General features: G+C 58.7%; 22 protein-coding genes. 8 read left to right on the top strand and 14 right to left on the bottom strand.

Annotated features, from left to right (window positions below; translation table 11 throughout):
• Positions 1–45 precede the first annotated feature (45 nt).
• Positions 46–792: an NRDE family protein gene (locus tag QN399_RS18450; RefSeq protein WP_322177405.1), complete on the top strand. Its 747-nt coding sequence runs from the start codon at positions 46–48 to the stop codon at positions 790–792.
• A 310-nt stretch (positions 793–1,102) separates the two neighbouring features.
• On the opposite strand, the gene ptsP is transcribed toward QN399_RS18450, so the two are convergent.
• Positions 1,103–3,382, bottom strand: a complete 2,280-nt coding sequence (ptsP, locus tag QN399_RS18445; protein WP_219063619.1) for a phosphoenolpyruvate--protein phosphotransferase — start codon at positions 3,380–3,382, stop codon at positions 1,103–1,105.
• Positions 3,383–3,404: 22 nt separating this feature from the next.
• Positions 3,405–3,884 (bottom strand): RNA pyrophosphohydrolase, encoded by a 480-nt coding sequence (locus QN399_RS18440; RefSeq protein ID WP_219063620.1) that lies wholly within the window; start codon positions 3,882–3,884, stop codon positions 3,405–3,407.
• 142 nt (positions 3,885–4,026) lie between these two features.
• On the opposite strand from QN399_RS18440, the gene QN399_RS18435 reads away from it, so the two are divergent.
• Positions 4,027–4,683: an HAD family hydrolase gene (locus QN399_RS18435; RefSeq protein ID WP_322177403.1), complete on the top strand. Its 657-nt coding sequence runs from the start codon at positions 4,027–4,029 to the stop codon at positions 4,681–4,683.
• A 66-nt stretch (positions 4,684–4,749) separates the two neighbouring features.
• Here the strand turns inward: QN399_RS18435 and QN399_RS18430 are convergent, their stop codons facing one another.
• Positions 4,750–5,178 (bottom strand): DUF2269 family protein, encoded by a 429-nt coding sequence (locus tag QN399_RS18430; protein ID WP_323566186.1) that lies wholly within the window; start codon positions 5,176–5,178, stop codon positions 4,750–4,752.
• A gap of 63 nt (positions 5,179–5,241) precedes the next feature.
• Positions 5,242–6,756, bottom strand: coding sequence for a threonine ammonia-lyase, biosynthetic (gene ilvA / locus QN399_RS18425; RefSeq protein WP_322277881.1), 1,515 nt, complete (start codon positions 6,754–6,756; stop codon positions 5,242–5,244).
• Between the two features lie 147 nt (positions 6,757–6,903).
• Here ilvA and rpiA point away from each other — a divergent pair, with 147 nt between their 5' ends.
• Entirely contained in the window at positions 6,904–7,575 is a 672-nt protein-coding gene (gene rpiA / locus QN399_RS18420) for a ribose-5-phosphate isomerase RpiA (protein WP_322177400.1), read from the top strand.
• A gap of 39 nt (positions 7,576–7,614) precedes the next feature.
• Here the strand turns inward: rpiA and QN399_RS18415 are convergent, their stop codons facing one another.
• Together QN399_RS18415 and QN399_RS18410 are read right to left on the bottom strand one after the other, a co-directional pair.
• Positions 7,615–8,280 (bottom strand): fumarylacetoacetate hydrolase family protein, encoded by a 666-nt coding sequence (locus QN399_RS18415; RefSeq protein WP_322177399.1) that lies wholly within the window; start codon positions 8,278–8,280, stop codon positions 7,615–7,617.
• Positions 8,281–8,330: 50 nt separating this feature from the next.
• Positions 8,331–9,725 (bottom strand): FAD-binding oxidoreductase, encoded by a 1,395-nt coding sequence (locus QN399_RS18410; protein ID WP_322177398.1) that lies wholly within the window; start codon positions 9,723–9,725, stop codon positions 8,331–8,333.
• A gap of 159 nt (positions 9,726–9,884) precedes the next feature.
• Between QN399_RS18410 and serA the strand changes: the two genes are divergently transcribed.
• On the top strand, positions 9,885–11,114 hold the full coding sequence (gene serA, locus QN399_RS18405; protein WP_322177397.1) for a phosphoglycerate dehydrogenase: 1,230 nt from the start codon (positions 9,885–9,887) through the stop codon (positions 11,112–11,114).
• Between the two features lie 60 nt (positions 11,115–11,174).
• On the opposite strand, the gene QN399_RS18400 is transcribed toward serA, so the two are convergent.
• Positions 11,175–11,627 carry a DUF4399 domain-containing protein gene (locus tag QN399_RS18400; protein WP_322177396.1) on the bottom strand — a complete coding sequence of 151 codons (453 nt, stop codon included), beginning with the start codon at positions 11,625–11,627 and terminating at the stop codon, positions 11,175–11,177.
• Between the two features lie 139 nt (positions 11,628–11,766).
• Between QN399_RS18400 and QN399_RS18395 the strand changes: the two genes are divergently transcribed.
• Positions 11,767–12,540, top strand: coding sequence for a transporter substrate-binding domain-containing protein (locus tag QN399_RS18395; protein WP_322177395.1), 774 nt, complete (start codon positions 11,767–11,769; stop codon positions 12,538–12,540).
• Positions 12,541–12,545: 5 nt separating this feature from the next.
• Here the strand turns inward: QN399_RS18395 and QN399_RS18390 are convergent, their stop codons facing one another.
• Entirely contained in the window at positions 12,546–13,178 is a 633-nt protein-coding gene (locus QN399_RS18390; protein WP_322182986.1) for a 2OG-Fe(II) oxygenase, read from the bottom strand.
• A gap of 108 nt (positions 13,179–13,286) precedes the next feature.
• On the opposite strand from QN399_RS18390, the gene QN399_RS18385 reads away from it, so the two are divergent.
• Positions 13,287–14,057, top strand: a complete 771-nt coding sequence (locus tag QN399_RS18385) for a DUF2059 domain-containing protein (RefSeq protein ID WP_322177394.1) — start codon at positions 13,287–13,289, stop codon at positions 14,055–14,057.
• On the opposite strand, the gene QN399_RS18380 is transcribed toward QN399_RS18385, so the two are convergent.
• Positions 14,054–15,019: an alpha/beta hydrolase gene (locus QN399_RS18380; RefSeq protein WP_330201376.1), complete on the bottom strand. Its 966-nt coding sequence runs from the start codon at positions 15,017–15,019 to the stop codon at positions 14,054–14,056. The two genes, QN399_RS18385 and QN399_RS18380, sit on opposite strands and share 4 nt — an antisense overlap.
• Before the next feature lie 119 nt (positions 15,020–15,138).
• On the opposite strand from QN399_RS18380, the gene QN399_RS18375 reads away from it, so the two are divergent.
• A complete protein-coding gene (locus QN399_RS18375; RefSeq protein ID WP_322177392.1) occupies positions 15,139–15,717 on the top strand; it encodes a DUF6436 domain-containing protein in 579 nt (192 codons plus the stop codon).
• A gap of 102 nt (positions 15,718–15,819) precedes the next feature.
• A complete protein-coding gene (locus QN399_RS18370) occupies positions 15,820–18,207 on the top strand; it encodes a penicillin acylase family protein (protein WP_330201375.1) in 2,388 nt (795 codons plus the stop codon).
• A 76-nt stretch (positions 18,208–18,283) separates the two neighbouring features.
• Here the strand turns inward: QN399_RS18370 and QN399_RS18365 are convergent, their stop codons facing one another.
• From QN399_RS18365 to QN399_RS18345, 5 genes are all read right to left on the bottom strand, one after another.
• Positions 18,284–19,174 carry an ABC transporter permease subunit gene (locus QN399_RS18365; RefSeq protein WP_322177390.1) on the bottom strand — a complete coding sequence of 297 codons (891 nt, stop codon included), beginning with the start codon at positions 19,172–19,174 and terminating at the stop codon, positions 18,284–18,286.
• Complete coding sequence (locus tag QN399_RS18360) at positions 19,171–20,052, bottom strand: ABC transporter permease subunit (protein WP_322182984.1); 882 nt, start codon at positions 20,050–20,052, stop codon at positions 19,171–19,173. Before QN399_RS18360 ends, QN399_RS18365 begins: the two co-directional genes overlap by 4 nt.
• Before the next feature lie 35 nt (positions 20,053–20,087).
• Positions 20,088–21,230, bottom strand: a complete 1,143-nt coding sequence (gene potA / locus QN399_RS18355; protein WP_322177389.1) for a polyamine ABC transporter ATP-binding protein — start codon at positions 21,228–21,230, stop codon at positions 20,088–20,090.
• 59 nt (positions 21,231–21,289) lie between these two features.
• Positions 21,290–22,384, bottom strand: coding sequence for a polyamine ABC transporter substrate-binding protein (locus QN399_RS18350; RefSeq protein ID WP_322177388.1), 1,095 nt, complete (start codon positions 22,382–22,384; stop codon positions 21,290–21,292).
• A 246-nt stretch (positions 22,385–22,630) separates the two neighbouring features.
• Complete coding sequence (locus tag QN399_RS18345; RefSeq protein WP_322177387.1) at positions 22,631–23,731, bottom strand: polyamine ABC transporter substrate-binding protein; 1,101 nt, start codon at positions 23,729–23,731, stop codon at positions 22,631–22,633.
• Positions 23,732–23,832 lie beyond the last annotated feature (101 nt).

The raw sequence follows: 23,832 nt of genomic DNA, 5'->3' as shown, positions 1-23,832 counted from the left end.
GTACGCTTGATCCGTAAGGTAGAGTGAAGAAAAAAGGAGTCCCGCATGTGCCTGATTGTCTTCGCCTGGCGCCCTGCTCATCGCCAGCCATTGGTCGTCGCCGCCAATCGCGATGAGTTTTATGCGCGCCCGACCGTGCCGCTGGCCCAGTGGCCAGAGGCACCCGACGTATATGCCGGACGTGACCTTGAGGCGGGTGGAACCTGGCTGGGTATCGGCGCTGATGGGCGCTTTGCCGCCTTGACCAATATCCGCAACCCGAATCAGCCGCTGGGGCGTCGCTCTCGAGGCGAGCTGGTGGCGCAATTTCTGTGTGGCGAGCAATCGATGGAGGACTATCTGGCCGAAGTGGTGGGCCGCTCCGATGAGTACGCGGGCTTCAATCTGTTGCTCGGGAATGCCGAAGCGCTGTATTACCTGAGCGCCGTGAATCCGCACCCGCAACGCCTGGAAGAAGGCGTCTATGGCGTGTCGAACGCAAGCCTGGATACGCCGTGGCCGAAACTGCTGAAGGCCAAGGCAGCCCTGGTCGCGCAGCTGGATGACCCGCAGCCGTCGGGGCTTCTGACCTTGCTGCGAGATCCGGCGACAGCGCCGTTCGCTGAATTGCCCGATACCGGCGTGGGCCTGGCCACCGAGAGCTTACTGTCGAGCGTATTCATCGCCAGCCCCAGCTACGGCACCCGCGCCAGCAGCGCGCTGATCGTCAACGCCGACGGCAGCCGCCACTTCGTCGAACACAGTTTCGGGCCCTATGGCGGGCACTTGGGTGAGGTTGAGTTGCGGGTTTAGGGCGTTGGCGTCACTCCCTTGCAGGCGCTGCCGAAGGCTGCGAATCGGGCCGGGGTCCGACCGAAGACCCCGGCCTTTCGCAGACAAGTCTGCTCCTACGGCATAGCGGCCAGAAGCTGAGACCGTGTGGGCACAATGCTTTTGATAGGTAGGAGCTGACTTGTCTGCGAATAAGCCCGGCACGGGCTTCCGGCAGGTTTGGGTTTGACCCTAAACTGGCGGACGGTATCTACAGTAAGCCGCAGCACCTTGTAAGAGCGTGGGGACACCCTGTGCTTGCCCGCGATGGCTGAGTGTCAGGCGCTAAAGGTCAATGCCCTTTCACCGATGCCGGGTTGATCATCCGCGACAGGCCCAGGTTTTTCAGGGCCAGTTGCAGGGAGCTGTGGATCACTTGCGGGTTGTCGATGGTCATCAACTGCGCCAGCAGTTCCTTGGCTTTGCTCAGGTTGATCTGACGCAACATCCACTTCACTTTCGGCAGGTTGGTGGCGTTCATCGACAGGCTGTCGAAGCCCATCGCCATCAACAGCACGGCCGCCGCCGGGTCGCCAGCCATTTCACCGCAGATGCTGACCGGCTTGCCTTCGGCGTGGGCATCGCGCACTACATTTTGCAGGGCTTGCAGCACGGCCGGGTGCAGGTAGTCATACAGGTCGGCTACACGCGGGTTGTTGCGGTCGACCGCCAACAAATATTGAGTCAAGTCGTTGGAGCCCACTGACAGGAAGTCCACCTGACGCGCCAGTTCGCGCGTCTGGTAAACCGCTGCCGGGATTTCGATCATCACGCCAATCGGCGGCATCGGCACGTCGGTGCCTTCGTCGCGCACTTCACCCCAGGCGCGGTGGATCAGGTGCAGCGCCTCTTCCAGCTCATGGGTGCCCGAAATCATGGGCAGCAGGATCTTCAGGTTGTTCAAGCCTTCGCTGGCCTTGAGCATCGCCCGGGTCTGCACCAGGAAGATTTCCGGGTGATCGAGGGTAACGCGAATCCCGCGCCAGCCGAGGAACGGGTTGTCTTCCTTGATCGGGAAGTACGAGAGCGATTTGTCGCCACCAATGTCCAGGCTGCGCATGGTGACTGGCAGCGGATGAAAGGCCGCCAGTTGTTCGCGATAAATCGCCAGCTGTTCTTTTTCGCTCGGGAAGCGCTGATTGATCATGAACGGCACTTCGGTGCGGTACAGGCCCACCCCTTCGGCGCCACGCTGCTGAGCACGGGCGACATCGGCCAGCAGGCCGGTGTTGACCCACAATGGCATGCGATGCCCGTCCAGGGTCACACACGGCAGCTCACGCAGGGCATCGAGGCCCTGGGACAGTTGCCGTTCTTCTTCAACCACCTCGGCGTACTGCTTGCGCATGATCTCGCTGGGGTTGGTGAAGACTTCGCCGTGGTAGCCGTCGACGATCAACTGAATGCCATCGACCTTGGAGTACGGCAGATCAACCACGCCCATGACCGTGGGGATACCCATGGCCCGAGCCAGAATCGCGACGTGGGAGTTGCCGGAACCGAGTACCGAGATCAAGCCGACCAGCTTGCCTTCCGGCACTTCGCCGAGCATGGCCGGTGACAGCTCTTCGCTGACCAGAATAGTGTTATCGGGGTAGACCAGCGTCTGCTGGCGCGCCTCCTGGAGATAGGCCAACAGGCGGCGGCCCAGGTCTTTGACGTCGGACGCCCGCTCACGCAGGTAAGCGTCGTCCATCAATTCGAAACGTTTGACGTGCTCGCTGACCACTTGGCGCAACGCGCCTTGTGCCCACTGCCCGGTCTTGATCACGTCGGTCACTTCGCTGCCCAGCGAAGCGTCGTCGAGCATCATCAGGTAAACGTCGAACAGTGCGCGCTCTTCGGGGCGCAACTGGGTGGCAAGCTTGGCCGACAGCGAGCGCATGTCGCCGCGCACGCCTTCCAGGGCATTCTGGAACAAGGCCAGTTCGGCTTTGATGTCGCTGACGGTTTTGTCCGGCACGACTTCAAGATCAGCCGGCGGCAACATGACGAAAGCCGTACCCACTGCTGCGCCCGGCGAACCCGGCACACCGACGAATCGGGCTTCCTGAATGCCTTTGCCCTGACGGCCCAGCCCACGGATCGAGCCGGTGGCCTCAGCGTGGGCGATAACACCCGCCAACTGGGCGCTCATGGTCACGAGGAAGGCTTCTTCGCCCTCGTCGAACTGACGCCGCTCCTTTTGCTGGATGACCAATACGCCGACCACACGACGGTGGTGGATGATCGGCGCACCCAGGAAGGACGCGTAGCGCTCTTCGCCCGTCTCGGCAAAGTAGCGATAACGCGGGTGATCAGCAGCGTTTTCGAGGTTCAGCGGTTCTTCGCGGGTGCCCACGAGGCCAACCAGGCCTTCGTTGGGCGCCATGCTGACCTTGCCGATAGAGCGCTTGTTCAGGCCCTCGGTGGCCATCAACACGAAGCGGTTGGATTCAGGGTCGAGCAAATAGACCGAGCAGACTTGGCTGCCCATGGCCTCTTTGACGCGTAACACAATAATCCCCAACGCCGCCTTGAGATCCTTGGCGGAGTTAACTTCCTGGACGATCTTGCGCAGCGTATTGAGCATGGCTCGGGGTCGAACTCCGTCGTCAGTCGCGCGCTAGCAGGCGCGGGGCAAGCTCTTTAAGGGCGCGTCGATACACCTCGCGCTTGAATGTCACCACCTGGCCCAACGGATACCAATAACTGACCCAACGCCAGCCATCAAATTCCGGTTTACCGGTCAAATCCATCCGCACCCGCTGCTCGTTGGAGATCAGGCGCAGGAGAAACCACTTCTGTTTCTGGCCGATGCACAGCGGTTGACTGTGGGTACGGACCAAACGTTGCGGCAAACGATAACGCAACCAGCCCCGGGTGCAGGCGAGAATTTGCACATCATGCCGTTCCAGCCCGACTTCTTCATTCAATTCGCGGTACAAAGCGTCTTCCGGCGTCTCCTGAGGGTTGATTCCACCTTGAGGAAACTGCCAGGCATCTTGGTTGATTCGCCGAGCCCATAAGACCTGACCAGCATCATTTGTCAGAATAATCCCGACATTAGGGCGAAAACCATCGGGGTCGATCACGGCAACAACCTCGTAAACGCATGTTGCCGCATTGTTCCACAAAGATTATGAAAGCAGCAACGAGGCTGCGCAGCTTATGTGCACTCTTGTGAAAACGCCGTATTCTGGTGGCCTTTTTTCAGCTATTTCAGTGAGTAACTCCATGCGCCTGGCTTTATTCGACCTTGATAACACACTTCTGGGTGGCGACAGCGACCACGCTTGGGGCGATTACCTATGCGAACGCGGCATTCTTGACGCCATCGCCTACAAGGCGCGCAACGACGCGTTTTACCAGGATTACCTGGCGGGCACCCTGAACCTGAACGATTACCTGAACTTCAGCCTGGAAATCCTCGGCCGTACCGAGATGGCTCAGCTGGATCAATGGCACCGCGAGTTCATGCGCGACTGCATTGAGCCGATCATTCTGCCCAAAGCCGAAGCGTTGCTGGCCAAACACCGTGAAGCAGGCGACAAACTGGTGATCATCACCGCCACCAACCGATTTGTTACGGCACCGATAGTGACGCGCCTCGGTGTGGATACCCTGCTTGCCACCGAATGCGAAATCATCGACGGGCGCTACAGCGGCCGCACCATCCATATACCCTGCTTTCGTGAAGGCAAAGTGACGCGCCTGAACCTCTGGCTTGAGGAAACCGGCTTGAACCTGGACGACAGCTATTTCTACAGCGACTCGATGAACGATCTGCCACTGCTGGAGCAAGTCGCCAACCCGGTAGCGGTCGACCCCGACTCACAACTGCGCGCCGAAGCCAAACGTCGCGGCTGGCCGGTGATTACGCTGCGTAAGTGACCCTCATTGCGACCCTTCGCGGTCAGGCCTGCGAATAAGGTCCGAAGGACCTTAACGGGTCATCGGTCAGACCGGCTTGGCGCCCATCAACCCGGCAATCGCGATAAAACACAGACCGCTGAACACGGCGAGCGCCACGGTGAGTTTCGGGTTACCTGTTGCGCCCGGTACGCGCAGGCGGTTCAGTCTCACCAGCAGCCACAACCAGCTCAGGCTGCCGAACAGATACAGCACTTCTGCGGTCAACAGCCAAGTCTGACTGAGCGGCCAGCCGCCGTAATGCACCAGCCACCAGCCGCTGACGGGCAAGGTCAGCAGGCATAGGCCCATCAAGGCCCAAACGAGCACCCAAGGCAGTTGCAACGTACGGTTCTGGACCAGTGCGTCGCCCGCAAAACGGCCGCGAATGACCCAGCCCGCAAGTCCCAGGGCACTGAGTACAAACAGCACCGTTGCCACGCTGTGCACGATTTTTAGGGCGGTGAAAGTTTCCATATTCTTTAAATCCCTGTCAGATCATTGTCGTCAGCGTAGCAGCGCGCCCCTCATCCCAGCGTTTTATCCCAGGAAGAGCTTGTACGCCGGGTTATCCGTTTCATCCCAGTATGGATAACCGATCTCGGCCAGTGCCGCAGGGATCAGGTGACGCTCCTCTTCCGGCACCACCAGCCCCGCCATAACGCGGCCATCTGCAGCGCCGTGGTTGCGGTAGTGGAACATCGAGATATTCCACTGGCCGCCGAGCTTGTTCAGGAAGTTGAACAGTGCGCCGGGACGCTCGGGGAATTCGAAGCGGAACACCACTTCATCGCTGACCCTTGGCGCATGGCCACCGACCATGTGCCGAATATGCAGCTTCGCCAGTTCGTTGTGGGTCAGGTCCAGCACCGGGAAGCCCTGTTCGGTCAGGCTGCTGAGCAGCGCGGCGCGCGGGTCGTTTTCCGGGTGGGTCTGCACGCCGACGAAGATGTGCGCTTCGCGATCGGTGTGATAGCGGTAGTTGAATTCGGTGATCTGGCGTTTACCGATGGCTTTGCAGAAGGCTTTGAAGCTGCCCGGCTTCTCGGGAATGGTCACCGCGATGATCGCTTCGCGGCCTTCGCCCAGCTCGGCGCGTTCGGCAACGTGGCGCAGACGGTCGAAGTTGACGTTGGCCCCGGAGTCGATGGCCACCAGGGTCTGACCACTGACGCCGTAACGCTCGACGTACTTCTTGATCCCGGCCACGCCCAATGCACCGGCAGGCTCAGTGATCGAGCGGGTGTCGTCGTAGATGTCCTTGATCGCCGCGCAGATTTCGTCGGTGCTGACGGTGATCACTTCGTCGACGTAATCCTTGCAGATATCAAAGGTGTGCTTGCCAATCTGCGCCACCGCCACACCATCGGCAAACAGACCGACCTGACTCAGCACCACGCGCTCGCCTGCGGCCATGGCCGCTTGCAGGCAGTTGGAATCGTCAGGCTCGACGCCGATCACCTTGATCTCCGGGCGCAGGTATTTCACATATGCCGCGATGCCCGCGATCAAACCGCCACCGCCCACCGGGACAAAAATCGCGTCCAGACGACCCGGATGCTGACGCAGGATCTCCATCGCCACGGTGCCTTGCCCGGCAATGGTGTCCGGGTCGTCATACGGGTGGACGTAGACGTAGCCTTTTTCTTCGACCAGTTTCAGGGAGAACGCCAGCGCCTCGGGGAACGAGTCGCCGTGCAATACCACCTTGCCGCCGCGCGAACGCACGCCTTCGACCTTGATCTCGGGGGTGGTTTTGGGCATGACGATGGTGGCTTTGACCCCCAATACCTTGGCCGCCAACGCCAACCCCTGCGCGTGATTGCCGGCCGACGCGGTGACCACGCCCTTGGCCCGTTCGGCTTCGCTCAGTTGCGTCAGCTTGTTGTACGCGCCGCGAATCTTGAACGAGAACACCGGCTGCAAGTCTTCGCGCTTGAGCAATACCTGATTGCCAAGGCGCTCGGACAGCTGGCGAGCCTGCTGCAATGGGGTTTCAACGGCCACGTCATAGACGCGCGAGGTGAGGATTTTCTTGACGTACTGTTCAAGCATCGGGAAAGCATCACTGGCGAATGGGGACGAGGTCGCGAAGTTTAACCCAGCACTCAGATACACGCCCACACGAATGACAGGGTTTTACGCCTGCCATGCCGCTATAATGCGCGTCCTTTTGCACACCTTTGGCACCGTGGAGCACGCATGACCCAGGATCAACTCAAACAGGCCGTGGCCCAAGCCGCTGTCGACTTCATCCTTCCAAAACTCAACGACAAGAGCGTTGTGGGTGTGGGTACCGGCTCCACGGCCAACTGTTTCATTGATGCGCTGGCCAAACACAAGGGTGCGTTCGACGGTGCTGTCGCCAGTTCCGAAGCCACTGCAGCGCGCCTCAAGGGCCACGGCATTCCGGTGTATGAACTGAATACCGTCAGTGACCTGGAGTTTTACATCGACGGTGCTGACGAAGCCGATGAGCACCTGCACCTGATCAAAGGCGGCGGCGCTGCGTTGACCCGGGAAAAAATCGTTGCGGCCGTGGCCCAGACCTTCATCTGCATCGCCGATGGCAGCAAGCTGGTGTCCGTGCTGGGTGCTTTCCCGCTGCCCGTCGAAGTGATCCCTATGGCCCGCAGCCATGTGGCCCGTCAGCTAGTGAAACTGGGCGGCGATCCGGTGTATCGCGAAGGCGTGGTGACCGACAACGGCAATATCATCCTCGACGTGTTCAACCTGAACATCACCAACCCGGTGGAGCTGGAAACCCAAATCAACGCCATCGTCGGTGTGGTCACCAACGGGTTGTTCGCTGCGCGTCCGGCTGATTTGCTGTTCTTGGGTACGGCTGAAGGCGTGAAGACACTTAAACGCTGAGACTACATTTGCAGCGGGACGCGTCCCGCTGCGAATGGTTTAGCGCACGCTGCTTTCGAAACGGCTCTTGCCGGTCAGCTCCAGCACGATTTCATCGCCCACATTGAGCGGACCGACACCCGCAGGGGTTCCGGTCATGATCACGTCACCGGCCTGCAAGGAGAAGTTCGACGCCATGTACTGAATCATCGGCACGATAGGGTTGAGCATCGCGCTGCTGTTGCCGTCCTGGCGCACTTCACCGTTGATGGTCAGGCGAATGCCGATATCGGTCAGGTCTTCATAGGCGTCAGCCGAGACGAAGGGCGCCAATACCGCAGCACCGTCAAACGACTTGGCGATCTCCCAAGGCAGGCCCTTTTCCTTGAGCCTGGACTGAACGTCACGCAAGGTCAGGTCGAGGCCAGGCGCAAAACCGGTGATCGCATCCAGCACTTCTTCACGCGACGGGTTACGCGTCAACGGTTTGCCGATCAACACCACGATTTCGGCTTCGTAGTGCACCGAGCCACGGTCGGCCGGAATAGTGAAACCACCGTCCAAAGCCACCACGCAACTGCCGGGCTTGATAAACAACAGCGGTTCGGTCGGCACCGGGTTATCCAATTCCTTGGCGTGTTCGGCATAGTTACGGCCGATACAGACGACTTTACCCACCGGGAAGTGGATCCGCGTACCGTCTACATACTGGTGCTGATAGCTCATGGGCGACTCCTGGGTCTCTCTATACGATACGGCCCGTTCAGGCCAACGGATCAAACAGCGAAAATTTTGCCAGGGTTCATGATCCCGTTCGGGTCGAACACCGCTTTAACCGCTTTCATGTACTCGATCTCTACCGGCGAACGACTGTACGTCAGGTAGTCACGCTTGGTCATGCCCACGCCATGCTCGGCAGAGATCGAGCCGTTGTACTTCTGCACGGTCTCGAACACCCACTTGTTGACTGTCGCGCACTTGGCGAAAAACTCATCCTTGCTCAGGTTGTCCGGCTTGAGGATGTTCAAGTGCAGGTTGCCGTCGCCAATGTGGCCGAACCAGACGATTTCGAAATCAGGATAGTGTTCGCCGACGATAGCGTCGATTTCCTTGAGGAACGCTGGCACTTTCGACACCGTCACCGAGATGTCGTTTTTGTACGGAGTCCAGTGTGAGATGGTCTCGGAAATGTACTCGCGCAACTTCCACAGGTTCTGCAACTGCTGGTCGCTCTGGCTCATTACGCCGTCAAGTACCCAGCCCTGTTCAACGCAATGCTCGAAGGTTGCCAGTGCATCGTTGGCCACGTCTTCGGAGATCGCCTCGAATTCCAGCAACGCGTAGAACGGGCAATCGGACTCGAAAGGTGCCGGAACATCGCCGCGCGCCAGCACCTTGGCCAGCGCTTTGTCGGAGAAAAATTCGAAAGCGGTCAGGTCGAGCTTGTTCTGGAACGCATGCAGTACCGGCATGATCGCGTCGAAATCACTGGTACCCAGGACCATGGCGGTCAGGTTTTTCGGCGCACGATCAAGGCGCATGGTGGCTTCGACAACGAAGCCAAGCGTACCCTCGGCGCCGATGAACAGCTGACGCAAGTCATAGCCGGTGGCGTTTTTGATCAAATCTTTATTGAGTTCGAGCAGGTCGCCTTTGCCGGTAACGACTTTGAGGCCCGCCACCCAATTGCGGGTCATACCGTAGCGAATGACCTTGATCCCGCCGGCATTGGTGCCGATATTGCCGCCAATCTGGCTGGAGCCGGCGGAAGCGAAGTCGACCGGGTAATACAGGCCGTTCTCTTCAGCCAAGGTCTGCAGCTGTGCGGTGATAACACCCGGCTGACAGGCCACGGTGCGGTCCGTGGTATTGAATTCCAACACCTGGTTCATGTAGTCGAACGCAACGACCACTTCGCCATTGGCAGCAACGGCCGCAGCGGAGAGCCCGGTCCGTCCCCCGGACGGTACCAGCGCAACCCGACGCTCATTGGCCCAACGGACAATGGCCTGTACCTGTTCGGTGCTTTTGGGAAACACAATGGCCAATGGCGCGGGCGCAAAATGCTTGGTCCAATCCTTGCCGTAAACGTTGAGGGAGTCGGCATCGGTCAGCACCTTGCCAGGCTCAACCAGGGTCTTCAGCTCATCTATCAAAGCAGGATGGGTCATCGAAGGAACTCTCGAACAATTCATGGTCATCCTGAGAACGCTTCACGTCCAGGAATGGGTGTTTCGCGGGGTGCATATGCTAGCATACGCCCCCCGCTAATCGTGCCTATGGCCGATCTGCGACCCCTGCCATTTTCTCCGGGACACAGGTTTACGCAGATGAGCAAGACTTCTCTCGATAAGAGCAAGATCAAGTTCCTTCTTCTCGAAGGCGTCCACCAATCCGCCGTGGACGTCCTCAAGGCGGCCGGGTACACAACTATTGAGTACCTCACCGGCTCTCTGCCGGAAGCCGAGCTGAAGGAAAAGATCGCCGATGCACACTTCATTGGCATCCGTTCCCGCACCCAACTGACTGAAGAAGTATTCGATTGCGCCAAGAAACTGGTCGCGGTCGGCTGTTTCTGCATCGGTACCAATCAGGTCGATCTCAATGCTGCCCGCGAACGCGGCATCGCTGTTTTCAACGCCCCCTACTCCAACACCCGTTCGGTGGCGGAGCTGGTACTGGCTGAAGCGATCCTGTTGCTGCGCGGCATCCCAGAGAAAAACGCTTCCTGCCACCGTGGTGGCTGGATCAAAAGCGCGGCCAACTCCTTCGAAATTCGCGGCAAGAAACTGGGCATCGTCGGCTACGGCTCGATCGGCACTCAGCTTTCGGTGCTGGCTGAAGGCCTGGGCATGCAGGTGTTTTTCTACGACACCCTGACCAAACTGCCGCTGGGCAACTCGACGCAGGTCTCCAGCCTGAACGAACTGTTGGGTCTGGCAGACATCGTCACCCTGCACGTTCCGGAAACCGCTGCGACCCAGTGGATGATCGGCGAAAAAGAAATCCGCTCGATGAAAAAGGGCAGCATCCTGATCAACGCCGCTCGCGGCACCGTGGTCGAACTGGATGCCCTGGCAGACGCCATCAAGGATAAACACTTGATCGGCGCGGCCATCGACGTCTTCCCGGTCGAGCCTCGCTCGAACAACGAAGAGTTCGAAAGCCCACTGCGTGGCCTGGACAACGTGATCCTGACCCCGCACATCGGTGGTTCGACAGCCGAAGCTCAGGCCAACATTGGTCTGGAAGTGGCTGAGAAGCTGGTCAAGTACAGCGACAATGGTACGTCGGTGTCCTCGGTCAACTTCCCGGAAGTGGCGTTGCCGGCTCACCCTGGCAAGCACCGTCTGCTGCACATCCACCAGAACATCCCGGGCGTGATGAGCGAGATCAACAAGGTCTTCGCCGAAAACGGTATCAACATCTCCGGTCAGTTCCTGCAAACCAACGAGAGAGTTGGTTACGTGGTGATCGATGTCGACGCCGAATACTCCGATCTGGCGCAAGAAAAGCTGCAGACCATCAACGGCACTATCCGTAGCCGCGTGCTGTTCTAGGTTTTTCAGATGTCAAAAAGGAGACCTTCGGGTCTCCTTTTTTATCGCGTCGAGTTCAGGTTACTTGACGTTTACCGTGATTTTCTTCGACTCGACCGGCGGGTTCAGCGGGATGTGGCTCTTGTCGCCCACCAGCAATTGCAGGGTGTGCTTGCCTGGCGTCAAGGTCAGTTCGGTTTCGGTCTGACCTTTGCCGAAGTGCTTGATGTTGTCGGTCACTGGCAGGGGTGCATCCATCGCGGGCTGATCTTTCACATCAATCAGCAGGTGATGGTGGCCGGTGTCTGGAATATCGACACCCGCAGGCGCAACGCCCATGCCTTTAAGGCCGAACTGGACCTTGAAGGTCTTGCCGACAGTGGCTCCATCTTTGGGTGAAATAATGTACACCTCGGCCCCCGCAGGTGAGGCGGTACGCGGAACATCGGCAGCGTTAGCTACTAAAGAAGCGCCTAACAAAGAGCCTCCCAATAACAACCCGGCGATAGTCGTTCTTGAAAATAAGGTCTTCATGGTTTCTCCAGGTAATTTTTTACACAAAATCGGACCTACAACAACAACTTCGGTTCATTTAAGTGTCCAAAGCTGCGGCCGACTAAGCTAAACACCATAAAGCATAGCGGTTGTGATTTCTTTTACCTTAGGAGCGTTCATGCATTTTGTGCCAAGCCTGTTATTTCTATCTGTCTTTTTGAGCCCCTTGGCTCATGCCGACTTGATCGACGAAGTGAATGATCGTGGCGAATTACGCATAGCCATGGAGGCAAACTTTGCGCCTTTCAGCTTCATGCAGGACGGCAAACTGACGGGCTTCGAAGTCGAACTCGGCCAGCTGTTGGCCGATGAGCTGGACGTACGCGCTTCGTTTGTCACTACCGACGCGGCCGACCTGCTGCCAGGTGTCGAAGGCGACAAATACGACATCGCCCTGAATCACATTGCGGTCACCCCGGAACTCAAGGCGCGCGTCGATTTCAGCGAGCCCTATAGCTATTCCAACGCGCAACTGATTGTGCGCAGTGAGGAAAAGCGCCCGTTGAGCACTCTGGACGCCCTTAAAGGTCTCTCGCTGGGCGTCGCCCAGAGCAGCCAGTTCGCCGAAGAGGCGCGTACCCGTGAAGGCATCGACCTGCGCAGCTACCCGGATGCACAGCAGCCGTTGAAGGCGCTGGCCAACGACCAGATCGACGCCGCGATCAGTGATCGCCTGCTAGTACCTTCTGCGATTCGTGACAGCCATCTGCCCGTCAAGCCCGGCAATGACGTCGGACCGCCCTTGGTCCTGGCAATCCCGTTTCAGAAGGGTAATCCAGCATTCCAGGGCGTGCTGGACGGGGCATTGCAGCGAATCAAAGCCGATGGCCGGTTGAGCGCGCTGTCTGAAAAATGGTTCGGTATTGATGCGAGCAAGCCGTCCAAACCGTAACCGGGTCAGAACGGATCATCCCCGCGTCGCCGAAACCAGCCCGTCAGGGAAAGGCGTTCGCGGGTCGACGGCAGCACCTCATGGGGAATTTCGCCAGAGAGGAACACCACCAGACAGCCGCCCTTGGGCTGCACGTCATGGTCGACGCCCTCTTTTAGAAACATGCGCAACTGGCCACCGTGCTCGGGCAACCAGCCTTGATTCAGGTAAAGCACCGCAGAGACCGTGCGCCGGTCATCGTCGCGGAAGCGGTCGACATGCTTGAGGTAGAACGCGCCCGGTGGGTAGAGCGAAAAATGGCTCTCATAGTCTTCCAGTCCGAGAAATAATCCGCGATTGAGCGCCTGGCGCAGGCTCTCCATCAAGCCCAGATAACGGTCACAGGCTGCGGACTCACTGGCTTCCAGCCACTGGATATGGTCACCGCGAACCCCCTCTCGCACTTCCTGAGTCGAGCCGCGTCCCACCGCCGCTGGCGACAGTTCGCCCTCAGCCGCACGCTCGCGGCACTCGGCGGCCAACTCGAGGGTCAGCGTTTCCGGCAAGAAAATATTCTGCTGTGACCAACCGTGAGCGGCCAGATCATCGACGATTCGTAGCAGTAGCGGGTGATCAGAGGGTATTTGCATGTCGCGCATAGTATCCATACGTCTTGAAAACCGACAGCACCGCCGAGCGAACGAAGTGTTAACTCGACAAGTCCCCGCCACCGCACTGAGAATAGCGGCCTGCTGACAGGAGTCCTTATGCGCCGTTTGTTTGTTTTGCTGTTGATGTTCTGCACGATGCCCGCGTGGGCAGACGGCCACGACCAGTTGTACACGGTCGCCGGTTGGCCAGAACAACGCGCGCATTTCAATGCTGCCTTGAGCGCGGCTCAACAACGCTATCGCAACAGCTTGCCGCCAGCGGTCTATGACGCATTGGTCAACAACAGCAATCAGCGCTTCGCTCCGCAGGCCATGGATCAGCGCGCCGAGCAACACTTGCGACAAGCCCTGAAAGACCCGGCGCCAGCGCTGCAGTTTTTCCAGTCGCCCCTGGGCCGCAAGATCGTCACCGCCGAACTGACCGCGACCCGCCCCGATCAACTGGCGAAAAACGCTCAAGGCCTGCCACACATTGAAGCCAGCGCAACCCGTCAATTACTGATCGGCCATCTGGCCCAGGACCTGCCCGCCCGTGAGGCGGGAGCCGAGGTCAGCCTTGCCATCGCCGGCGTTGCGGCCGACAGCCTGAGCCAGATGATCCCCGGCCTGCTGGGCGGTGGCCAGGCCCAAGGCATGCTGGATGGTCAGCGCGAACGCTTGATGGCGCAGATCGGCAACGACATGAACAACACCCTGCTCTACGTCTACCGCGACCTTTCAGACCCGGAACTGGAAGAGTTCACCACCTTCGCCGAATCCCCCGCAGGCAAAGCGTATTACAAAGCCGCGCTGGCAGCGATTCGCGCCGGGCTGGCGGTTGGGCAAAGTACATCGAGCCTGGCACCCGCAGGGCAGCCGGGGAGTTAAGCGTTGGGCGAAAAACGCGCCTGACCCATTCGCTCACTCAAAAATGCAAAATAACGCTGACGCAACGCAGGCAGTTCATTAGCCAGGTGATGCCGTGCCCCGCTCAGCATCAATATCTGTGGCTGGGCGAATTTATCCTTGAGCACCTCGAGGTTGTGACCCCAGTCGACGGTCATGTCCGCGTCACCCTGAACGATCAACGGGCTGCGGGTACTGCGTGGCGCGGCCTCGATACGTTTGATCCACTTGGCCAAGGCGCCTACCCAGGCGGTCGGCAGGCGTTGCGGTTGCAGGGGATCCGCCAATAGAAACGGCAGGAACGCAGGGTCGTTGGAGTTTTCGCTGAAACGCCGGGCAATACCTTTGACGAAGGGGTTGAGCAGGTAATAACTGAGTTTCGACCAACCCCAGGCCCGTGGTCGGATCAACGGCGCCAGCAAGATCGCCTGCCCTTGCGCAGGGCTGTCGATGCCGTGGTTGAGCAGATGGTCGATCACTATCGCCCCGCCCGTACTTTGCCCGCACAGATGCCAGGGTTGCGGCAACTTTAGCCTCATCGCTTCGGCAAACAACGCGTGCAGCACCTCCTGGTACTCGGCGAAGTCATGGATGCTCGCGCGAGCGCCGCTGGACAAGCCATGCCCCGGCAGATCGCAGGCAATCACCGCAAAATGCTGATCCAGCGCCCACTCGATGACATGCCGATACAAACCCATATGGTCGTAGAAACCGTGGATCAAAAATAAGGTCGCGACAGGCTGTTCGGGCAGCCAGACCTGGCTGACTACTTGGTAACCACCGATGTCAAAGCGTCCCAGCCAACTGCGCACCGGAGTCGCGCGTCCGACAAACGTCAGGCCATAGAAGCGCTGATACGCCAGCCCTTGGCTGGACATCGGCTGCGCGGCGAGCAAAGGTTGCAGGCTGGATCGTAAAGAATCAGGGGCAAACGTGGCAGTCATGGGGTATCCAGGCAAAAACGGAGGTCATTTTCATCCGAACATGACAATGATTTGGCTGCGATATTCATCTGTCTCGTCAGGCATGGCAAGCTACGCCTCCCTAAACCGAACTGTCCCGCATGAACTCACGTCATCGCCCTACCCTCCTCGCGTGCCTGCTTGCCCTCATGTGCGCGGCCGGGCTGTGGGCGGCATACGATTGGTTCCAGGGCCGCTACATCCGCCCGTTCAGCGACCAGACGGCGCTGTTCGCCGGTGACGTACTGAGTCTGCCTGCCGAACTGGCGGGACCGGGGCGAATTCGCCTGGTGCATTTCTGGGACCCGGCCTGCCCGTGCAACGTCGGCAATCAGCAGCACTTGAGCGAACTGGTCGAGCACTACGGCGGCGCACAGGGCGTGGACTTCTACTCGGTGCAGAAACCGGGAACCCACGGCCAATTACCCAGCACCCTGGACGCGATCAAACCGCTGGCCAGCCTGCCCGGTGCGGAACGCATCACCGCCAGCCCCGCTGTCGCGATCTGGGACCGTGAAGGTCGCCTGGCCTACTTCGGTCCCTACAGCGAAGGCGCCACCTGCAATTCCGGCAACAGCTTTATCGAGCCGATTCTCAAGGCCCTGAGCGCCGGTCGCGCAGTCAATGCCACGCACACCATGGCTGTCGGTTGCTATTGCCCTTGGCGGGTCGGGCTGTGATCCGACATTCCGGACACTGATCAAGCCCCCGACGCCGCTACACAGGCCTAAAGCAACTCTGTAGCCTGCAAACCCCGGCCTGAATCATTCACGAGAACGCAGATGAAGCGCAGCCTGACCGCCGTCACCCTCGTTATCACCCTCATCACGGGCGGTGGCGCCTGGTATATCCACAGCAAGCAGCCCGTGCGTCAGGGCGAAATGACCCTGGCCCACCTGCAGGCGCCAGTCACCGTACGTTACGACGAGCGCGGCGTGCCGCACATCCGCGCCGAAAACGAGGCGGATCTGTATCGCACCCTGGGTTATGTCCACGCGCAGGACCGGCTGTTTCAGATGGAGATGCTGCGGCGGCTGGCGCGTGGCGAACTGGCCGAGGTGCTGGGCCCCAAGCTGCTGGACACCGACAAACTGTTCCGCAGCCTGCGCATTCGTGAGCATGCCGACACCTACGTCGCCCAACAGGACAAACAAACGCCTGCCTGGAAGGCCCTGGAAGCGTATCTGGACGGTATTAACCAATATCAGGACACCCACGCCAAACCCATCGAGTTCGACCTGCTGGGCATCAAGAAGCGTCCGTTTACCGCCGAAGACACCCTGAGCGTCGGCGGCTACATGGCGTACAGCTTTGCCGCAGCCTTTCGCACCGAACCCTTGCTGACCTATGTGCGCGACCAGTTGGGGGCCGACTACCTGAAAGTCTTTGACCTCGCCTGGCAGCCACAAGGCGCGCTGGGCCAGGCACCCGCGCTCGCCAGTGCCGACTGGAAAGGTTTGAACGACCTGTCTCGCCTGAGCCTGCGCGCGCTGGAAGAGGCCGGCTTGCCGCAATTCGAAGGCAGTAACGCCTGGGCGATCTCCGGCAGCCGCACCCAAAGCGGTAAGCCGCTGCTGGCCGGCGACCCGCATATTCGGTTTGCCGTGCCGTCGGTGTGGTACGAAGCGCAATTGTCGGCGCCGGGATTCGAGCTGTATGGCCATCACCAGGCGCTCAACCCATTCGCGTCGCTGGGGCACAACCGCGACTTCGGCTGGAGCCTGACCATGTTCCAGAACGACGATCTGGACCTGATCGCCGAGAAGACCAACCCGGACAACCCCAATCAGGTCTGGTATCACGGGGCCTGGGTCGACATGATCCAAAGCGAGCAGCAAATCCTGGTCAAGGACGCGCCTGCCGTCACCCTGCACCTGCGCCAATCGCCTCACGGCCCGATCATCAACGATGCGTTGGGTGCGACAGCCGGCACCGCACCGGTCGCGATGTGGTGGTCGTTTCTGGCGTCCGAGAACCCGATTCTGCAAGGCTTCTACGAAGCTAATCGCGCCGACACCCTGAGCAAAATGCGCGCGGCGGCCGAAAAAATTCAATCGCCAGGGCTGAATGTGGTCTGGGCCAACGCCAAAGGCGACATCGGCTGGTGGGCCGCGGCACAACTGCCCATCAGGCCCGAGGGCGTGAACCCCACTTTCATCCTCGACGGCAGCACCGCGCAGGCAGACAAGGCAGGCTTCTACCCCTTCAGCGCCAACCCGCAGGAAGAGAACCCGGCACGCGGCTACATCGTCTCGGCCAACTTCCAGCCCGTGTCGCCGACAGGCATGGAAATTCCCGGTTACTACAACCTCGCAGACCGCGGTCAACAACTGAACAGGCAACTGAGCGACCCGGCCGTGAAGTGGGATCTGGAAAGCAGCAAAAAACTGCAACTGGGCACCCAGACCGACTACGCGCCACGGGTGTTGAAGCCACTGATTCCGGTCTTGCGCAGCGCCGTGGACGACCCCGAAGAACGGGCAATGGTCGAGCGCCTGGCCAACTGGAAAGGCGACTACTCACTGGATTCAGTCGGGGCGACGCTGTTCAATCAGTTCGTCTCGGACCTGATCCGGGAAGCGATGCACGATGAACTGGGCGATGGCTTTTTCGACACCTTGCTCTCGAGCCGTGTGATCGACGCGGCGCTGCCGCGATTGGTGGCCGATGCCGACTCACCGTGGTGGAACAACCGCAATTCACCCGCCGAAAAGAACCGGGCAGACGTGGTCAAAGCCGCGTGGCACGCCAGCGTCTTGCACCTCAAATCCCTGTATGGCGCTAACCCTGATGAATGGCGCTGGGGCAAGGCGCATACCTTGACCCATGGTCACCCGCTGGGTATGCAGAAACCGTTGGACGGGCTGTTCAACGTCGGCCCGTTTCCCGCGCCGGGCACCCATGAAGTGCCGAACAACCAGTCTGCCCGTATCAGTTCAGCGCCGTGGCCAGTGACCTATGGCCCCTCGACCCGACGCTTGATCGACTTTGCAGACCCGGCCCACAGCCTGGGCATCAACCCGGTTGGGCAAAGTGGCGTGTTGTTCGATGAGCATTATTCGGATCAAGCCAAGACCTACATCGAAGGCGGCTATGTGCAGGAGCATTTCGATGAAGGGGATGTAGCGGCAAATATGCGGGGGACGTTGAAGCTGGTGCCAGCCAGATAGAGTTCGCTGGCGCTGCCGGTCTCTCGGCAAAAGCCAAGTGCCAGACGCCGTTTATAACGACGTCCGGCACAATCAATCACGCGACTTCAGATACCTGCGCCCGACGTGGATCGGGTTGTGACCAGGTCTCGGCAGCAGCTTCGTCGATGGCGAGCTGGATAGCGCGCTTGCGCTGATCTTCAGCCCGACGGCTGAAGAACCAGACCATGAAGGTCGCTATCGAAACGGCCAACAGGATCAAGCTGGCGATGGCGTTGATTTCCGGTTTAACGCCCAGGCGCACGGCGGAGAACACTTCCATCGGTAAGGTCGTCGAGCCAGGGCCCGACACGAAACTGGCGAGGACCAGATCGTCCAGCGACAGGGCGAAAGACATCATCGCGCCCGCAGCCAGTGACGGCGCAATCATCGGGATGGTGATCTGGAAAAACACCTTCCACGGCCGCGCCCCCAGGTCCATGGCCGCTTCTTCAATGGACAGGTCCAACTCACGCAAGCGAGCCGAAACCACCACCGACACGTACGCCGCACAGAACGTTGTGTGAGCGATCCAGATGGTGACGATGCCGCGTTCCTGCGGCCAGCCGATCATCTGCGCCATGGCCACGAACAGCAGCAACAGCGACAGACCGGTGATCACTTCAGGCATCACCAGAGGGGCCGTCGCCAACCCACCGAACAGCGTCCGGCCTTTGAAGTGAGCGATACGCGTCAACACAAACGCAGCCATGGTCCCCAGCGCCACGGCGGCGATCGACGTATAGCACGCGATCTCCAGCGAACGCATGACAGAACCCATCAGTTGGGTGTTATCCAGCAGGCCAACGTACCACTTGATCGACCAGCCACCCCAGACCGTCACCAGCTTGGAGGCGTTGAACGAGTAGATAACCAGGATGACCATGGGGGCGTAGATAAATACCAGGCCCAATATCAGCATCATGTTCGAGAATCTGAAGCGCTTCATGCTTTAGCCTCCAGTTCTTTGGCCTGGCTACGGTTGAAGAGGATGATCGGCACGATCAGGATCGCCAGCATCACCACCGCCAGAGCAGACGCTACCGGCCAGTCACGGTTATTGAAGAACTCTTGCCACAGCACTTTACCAATCATCAACGTCTCGGGACCGCCCAGCAGTTCCGGGATCACGAACTCGCCCACTACCGGAATGAAGACCAGCATGCAGCCGGCGATAATGCCGTTTTTGGACAACGGCACGGTGATTTTCCAGAAGCTGTTGAAGGTGCTCGAACCCAGGTCCGAAGCGGCTTCAAGCAGGCTTTGATCATGTTTCACCAAGTTGGCGTACAGCGGCAGGATCATGAACGGCAGGTAGGAATACACCACGCCGATATAGACCGCCAGGTTGGTATTGAGTATCTGCAAGGGCTCGTTGATGACCCCCAGCCACATCAGGAAGCTGTTGAGCAGGCCGTTGTTGCTAAGGATGCCCATCCACGCGTAAACGCGAATCAGGATCGCGGTCCAGGTTGGCATCATGATCAATAGCAGCAAGACCGTCTGGCTTTCTTTGCGCGCCGTGGCGATGCCGTAGGCCATGGGATAGCCGATCAGCAAGCACAGCAGCGTGCTGAAAAACGCCATCTTCAGCGAGCCCAGGTAAGCAGCGATGTACAGCTCATCATCGCCGAGCATCGCGTAATTGCCGAGGTTGAGAATCAGCTGCAGTTTCTGTTCGATAACGTTGAAAATTTCGGTGTACGGCGGAATCGCAACGTCTGCCTCAGCGAAGCTGATTTTCAGCACGATGATGAACGGCAGCATGAAGAACAGGAACATCCAGAGGAAAGGGACCCCGATGACCAACTGCCGGCCACCGGGAATTATTCGGCTGAGCGTGCGTGTTATTTTTCGCATTTTCATGAGCGTAATACCACGCCGCTGTCGTCTTCCCACCATACGTAGACTTCATCGTCCCAGGTCGGACGTGCACCACGGCGTTCAGCGTTGGCAACGAACGACTGGACCATCTTGCCGCACGGCAACTCGACATAAAACACCGAGTGGCCCCCCAGGTAAGCGATGTCGTGTACTTTGCCGCGCGACCAGTTGTACTCGCAGCTTGGCATCATCGTGGTAACCAAAAGCTTTTCCGGACGAATCGCATAGGTAATGTGCTTGTCTTCAACCGACGTACTAATACCGTGGCCGACGAAGATATTGCGTTCCAGTTCCGGGCTTGCGATCAGCGCGTGACCTTCGGCGTCATCGACGACTTCGCCTTCGAACAGGTTGACGTTGCCGATGAATTCGCAGACCAGCCGGCTGGTCGGGGTTTCATAAATATCAATCGGGCTGCCAATCTGTGCGATCCAGCCCAGGTGCATAATTGCGATGCGCTGGGCCATGGTCATGGCCTCTTCCTGATCGTGGGTCACCATGATGCAGGTCACGCCAACGCGCTCGATGATCTCGACCAATTCCAGCTGCATTTGCGAGCGCAGTTTTTTGTCCAGCGCACCCATGGGTTCGTCGAGCAGCAACAGCTTCGGCTTTTTCGCCAGCGAGCGCGCCAGGGCCACACGCTGGCGCTGACCGCCGGACAACTGATGCGGCTTGCGCTTGGCGTACTGGCTCATCTGCACCAGCTTGAGCATCTCAGCCACGCGGGCATCGATCTCCTGAGCGGAAATCTTGTCCTGCTTTAAACCGAAGGCGATGTTCTGCGCGACGGTCATATGCGGGAACAGCGCGTAGGACTGGAACATCATGTTGATCGGCCGCTCGTAGGGCGGCATATCGGTGATGTCCACGCCATCAAGGTAGATACGCCCCTCGGTCGGCCGCTCAAAGCCTGCGAGCATGCGCAGAAGCGTGGACTTTCCTGAACCAGAGCCGCCGAGCAAGGCAAAAATCTCGCCTTTATTGATTTGCAGGGACACGTCGTCCACGGCAATCGTCTCGTCGAACTTCTTCGTGACCCGGTCGATTTTGACCAGAACCTGTTTAGGTTGCTGACCACCTTCGAGGGCTTTCTTATAGGCGCCGGAGGCAACTGCCATTTGGTGAAACTCCCAACAAAATTTGCAGCCCGACCAGTACAGCCGGGCCTGGATTTTTCTTATTTACCCGACTTGACCTTAGTCCAGCTGCGGGTCATTAAACGTTGCACCTTCGGGGGCAACTCAGCATTGACGTAAAGCTTGTCCAGGACCTCTTGCGGTGGATAAACCGCGGCATCGGTGCGTACTTTCTGATCCATCAACGCGTCAGCCTTTAAGTTCGGGTTGGCATAGCCGACGGTGTCGCTGACCTGAGCAATCACCTCCGGCTTGAGCAGATAGTTAATGAAGGCATGGGCCTCTTTGACGTTGCTCGCATCACGGGGGATCGCCAGCATGTCAAACCACAGGTTGCCGCCTTCCTTGGGGATGACGTAAGCCACCTTCACGCCCTTGCCGGCTTCTGCCGCGCGGGCTCTTGCCTGGAACACATCACCGGAAAATCCGGCGGCCACGCAGATGTCGCCGTTGGCCAGGTCGGTGATGTATTTGGACGAGTTGAAGTACGTCACGTAGGGCCGGATGGCCAGTAACTTCGCTTCCGCTTTTTTGTAATCTTCCGGGTCTTCACTGTTGGGTTTCAGGCCCATGTAATTGAGCATGGCGGGAATCATTTCATCGCCAGAGTCGAGAAACGCTACGCCGCATTTAGAAAGCTTTTTGATGTTCTCGGGCTCGAACAACATTGCCCAGGAGTCGATCTTGTCGACACCCAGTACCGCCTTGATTTTATCGACGTTGTAACCAATACCATTGGTGCCCCATAGATACGGCACGGCGTACTGATTGCCCGGATCATTCTTCTGCAGACGCTTGAGCAGCGCCGGGTCGAGGTTCTGCCAATTGGGCAACTGGGCCTTGTCGAGTTTCTGGAACGCCCCGGCTTTGATCTGCTTGCCCAGGAAGTGGTTGGACGGAACGACCACGTCATAACCGGTATGCCCGGCGAGCAGCTTGCCTTCAAGCGTTTCGTTGGAATCGAATACGTCATACAACGGTTTGATGTGGGTGGCCGCTTCAAAGTCCACCAAGGTGGTCTCGCCGATATAATCAGACCAGTTATAAATATGCACCGTGGAAGCGGCTTGAACACTGACCGCCAAGGTCAAGCTCGCACCGACCAACAATGCGTTGTGAAAATAAGAAATAGACAATGGGGTGGTCCTCTTCTATTGCGGGCCTTTTGCCCGTGTCAGACAGCACGGTACCTGCCGAACAACAAAATCGGCGCGTAACTGACCTTCGATAAACCCATCCAGCCAAAAACACTTCAATAGCATGGGTGCGATCCCCTGCAAGAACCCATGTATTGGCGAAGGCGGCGTATCCATCACACCGCGTTGCGTTCTTCGCCAACACATCAGCCCCTGCAAGTGATCCACGCTGGTCTTACACGAGCATTACTTGCCCGATTTGATCTTGGTCCAGCTGCGCGTCAGAAGTCGCTGTGTTGCGGCATCCAAATCGCTGATGGCGTACAGTTTTGCCTGCACTTCGGTCGACGGATAAACGCCTGGGTCGGTACGGATATCTTCGTTGACCAACGGTGTTGCTGCGGCGTTGCCGTTAGGGAAGTGCACGCTGTTGGTGATTTCAGCCATGATTTCCGGTTTCTGCAGGAAGGTCATGAATTTGTAAGCACCTTCGACGTTCTCGGCATCCTTGGGAATCGCAACCATGTCGTAGAAGCTACCGGCCCCTTCCTTAGGAATGCTGTAGCTGACCTTGACCTTGCCACCGGCTTCTTCAGCACGGGCTTTGGCCTGGTAAACGTCACCCGAGTAACCGACCGCCACACAGATGTTGCCGTTGGCCAAGTCACCGATGTACTTGGAAGAGTGGAAATAGGTGATCGATGGGCGGATTTTCAGGAACAAGTCTTCAGCTTCTTTCAGCTGCTTTTTGTCCTTGGTGTCGGTTGGATAACCTAAGTAATGCAGGGCCACCGGAATCATCTCGGTTGGCGAGTCGAGGAAGCTGACGCCACAGCCCTTCAGCTTGGCTGCGTTCTCTGGCTTGAACAGCAAGTCCCAGGAATTGACCGGCGCATCAGCGCCCAAGGCTGCTTTAACTTTTTCGGCGTTGTAACCAATGCCGATCGAACCCCACATGTACGGGAAGGCATGCTTGTTACCTGGGTCGCTGGCTGCGCCCACGGTTTTGAGCAGATTCTCGTTCAGGTTTTTCCAGTTAGGCAGCTTGGAGCGGTCCAGTTCCTGATAAACGCCGGCTTTGATTTGCTTGGCCAGGAAGTTGTTGGACGGCACCACAATGTCGTAACCGGACTTGCCGGCCAACAACTTGGCTTCGAGGGTTTCGTTACTGTCAAAGACGTCGTAAACGACCTTGATGCCCGACTCTTTTTCAAATTTCGCGACGGTATCCGGTGCGATGTAGTCGGACCAGTTATAGACGTGCAGAACTTTGTCATCGGCCTGAGCAGCAGCGGCCACTACGCCCATAAGGGACAAGGCGAGGAGGGTCTTGCCAAATATCTTCATGCGTACAGCTCCGTTGTTTGAACACTAACCGTTGGGTAGCGGCAACTGAATCCGCCATGAGTCTGGCAAGATTCCGGGCGGGCTTTCAAGACCACATGGCC

It is taken from the genome of Pseudomonas sp. 10C3, assembly GCF_036346185.1.
Classification (GTDB): Bacteria; Pseudomonadota; Gammaproteobacteria; order Pseudomonadales; family Pseudomonadaceae; genus Aquipseudomonas.
Note: the sequence above shows the minus strand (reverse complement) of the source record. Positions and strands in the feature narration are given on the sequence as shown.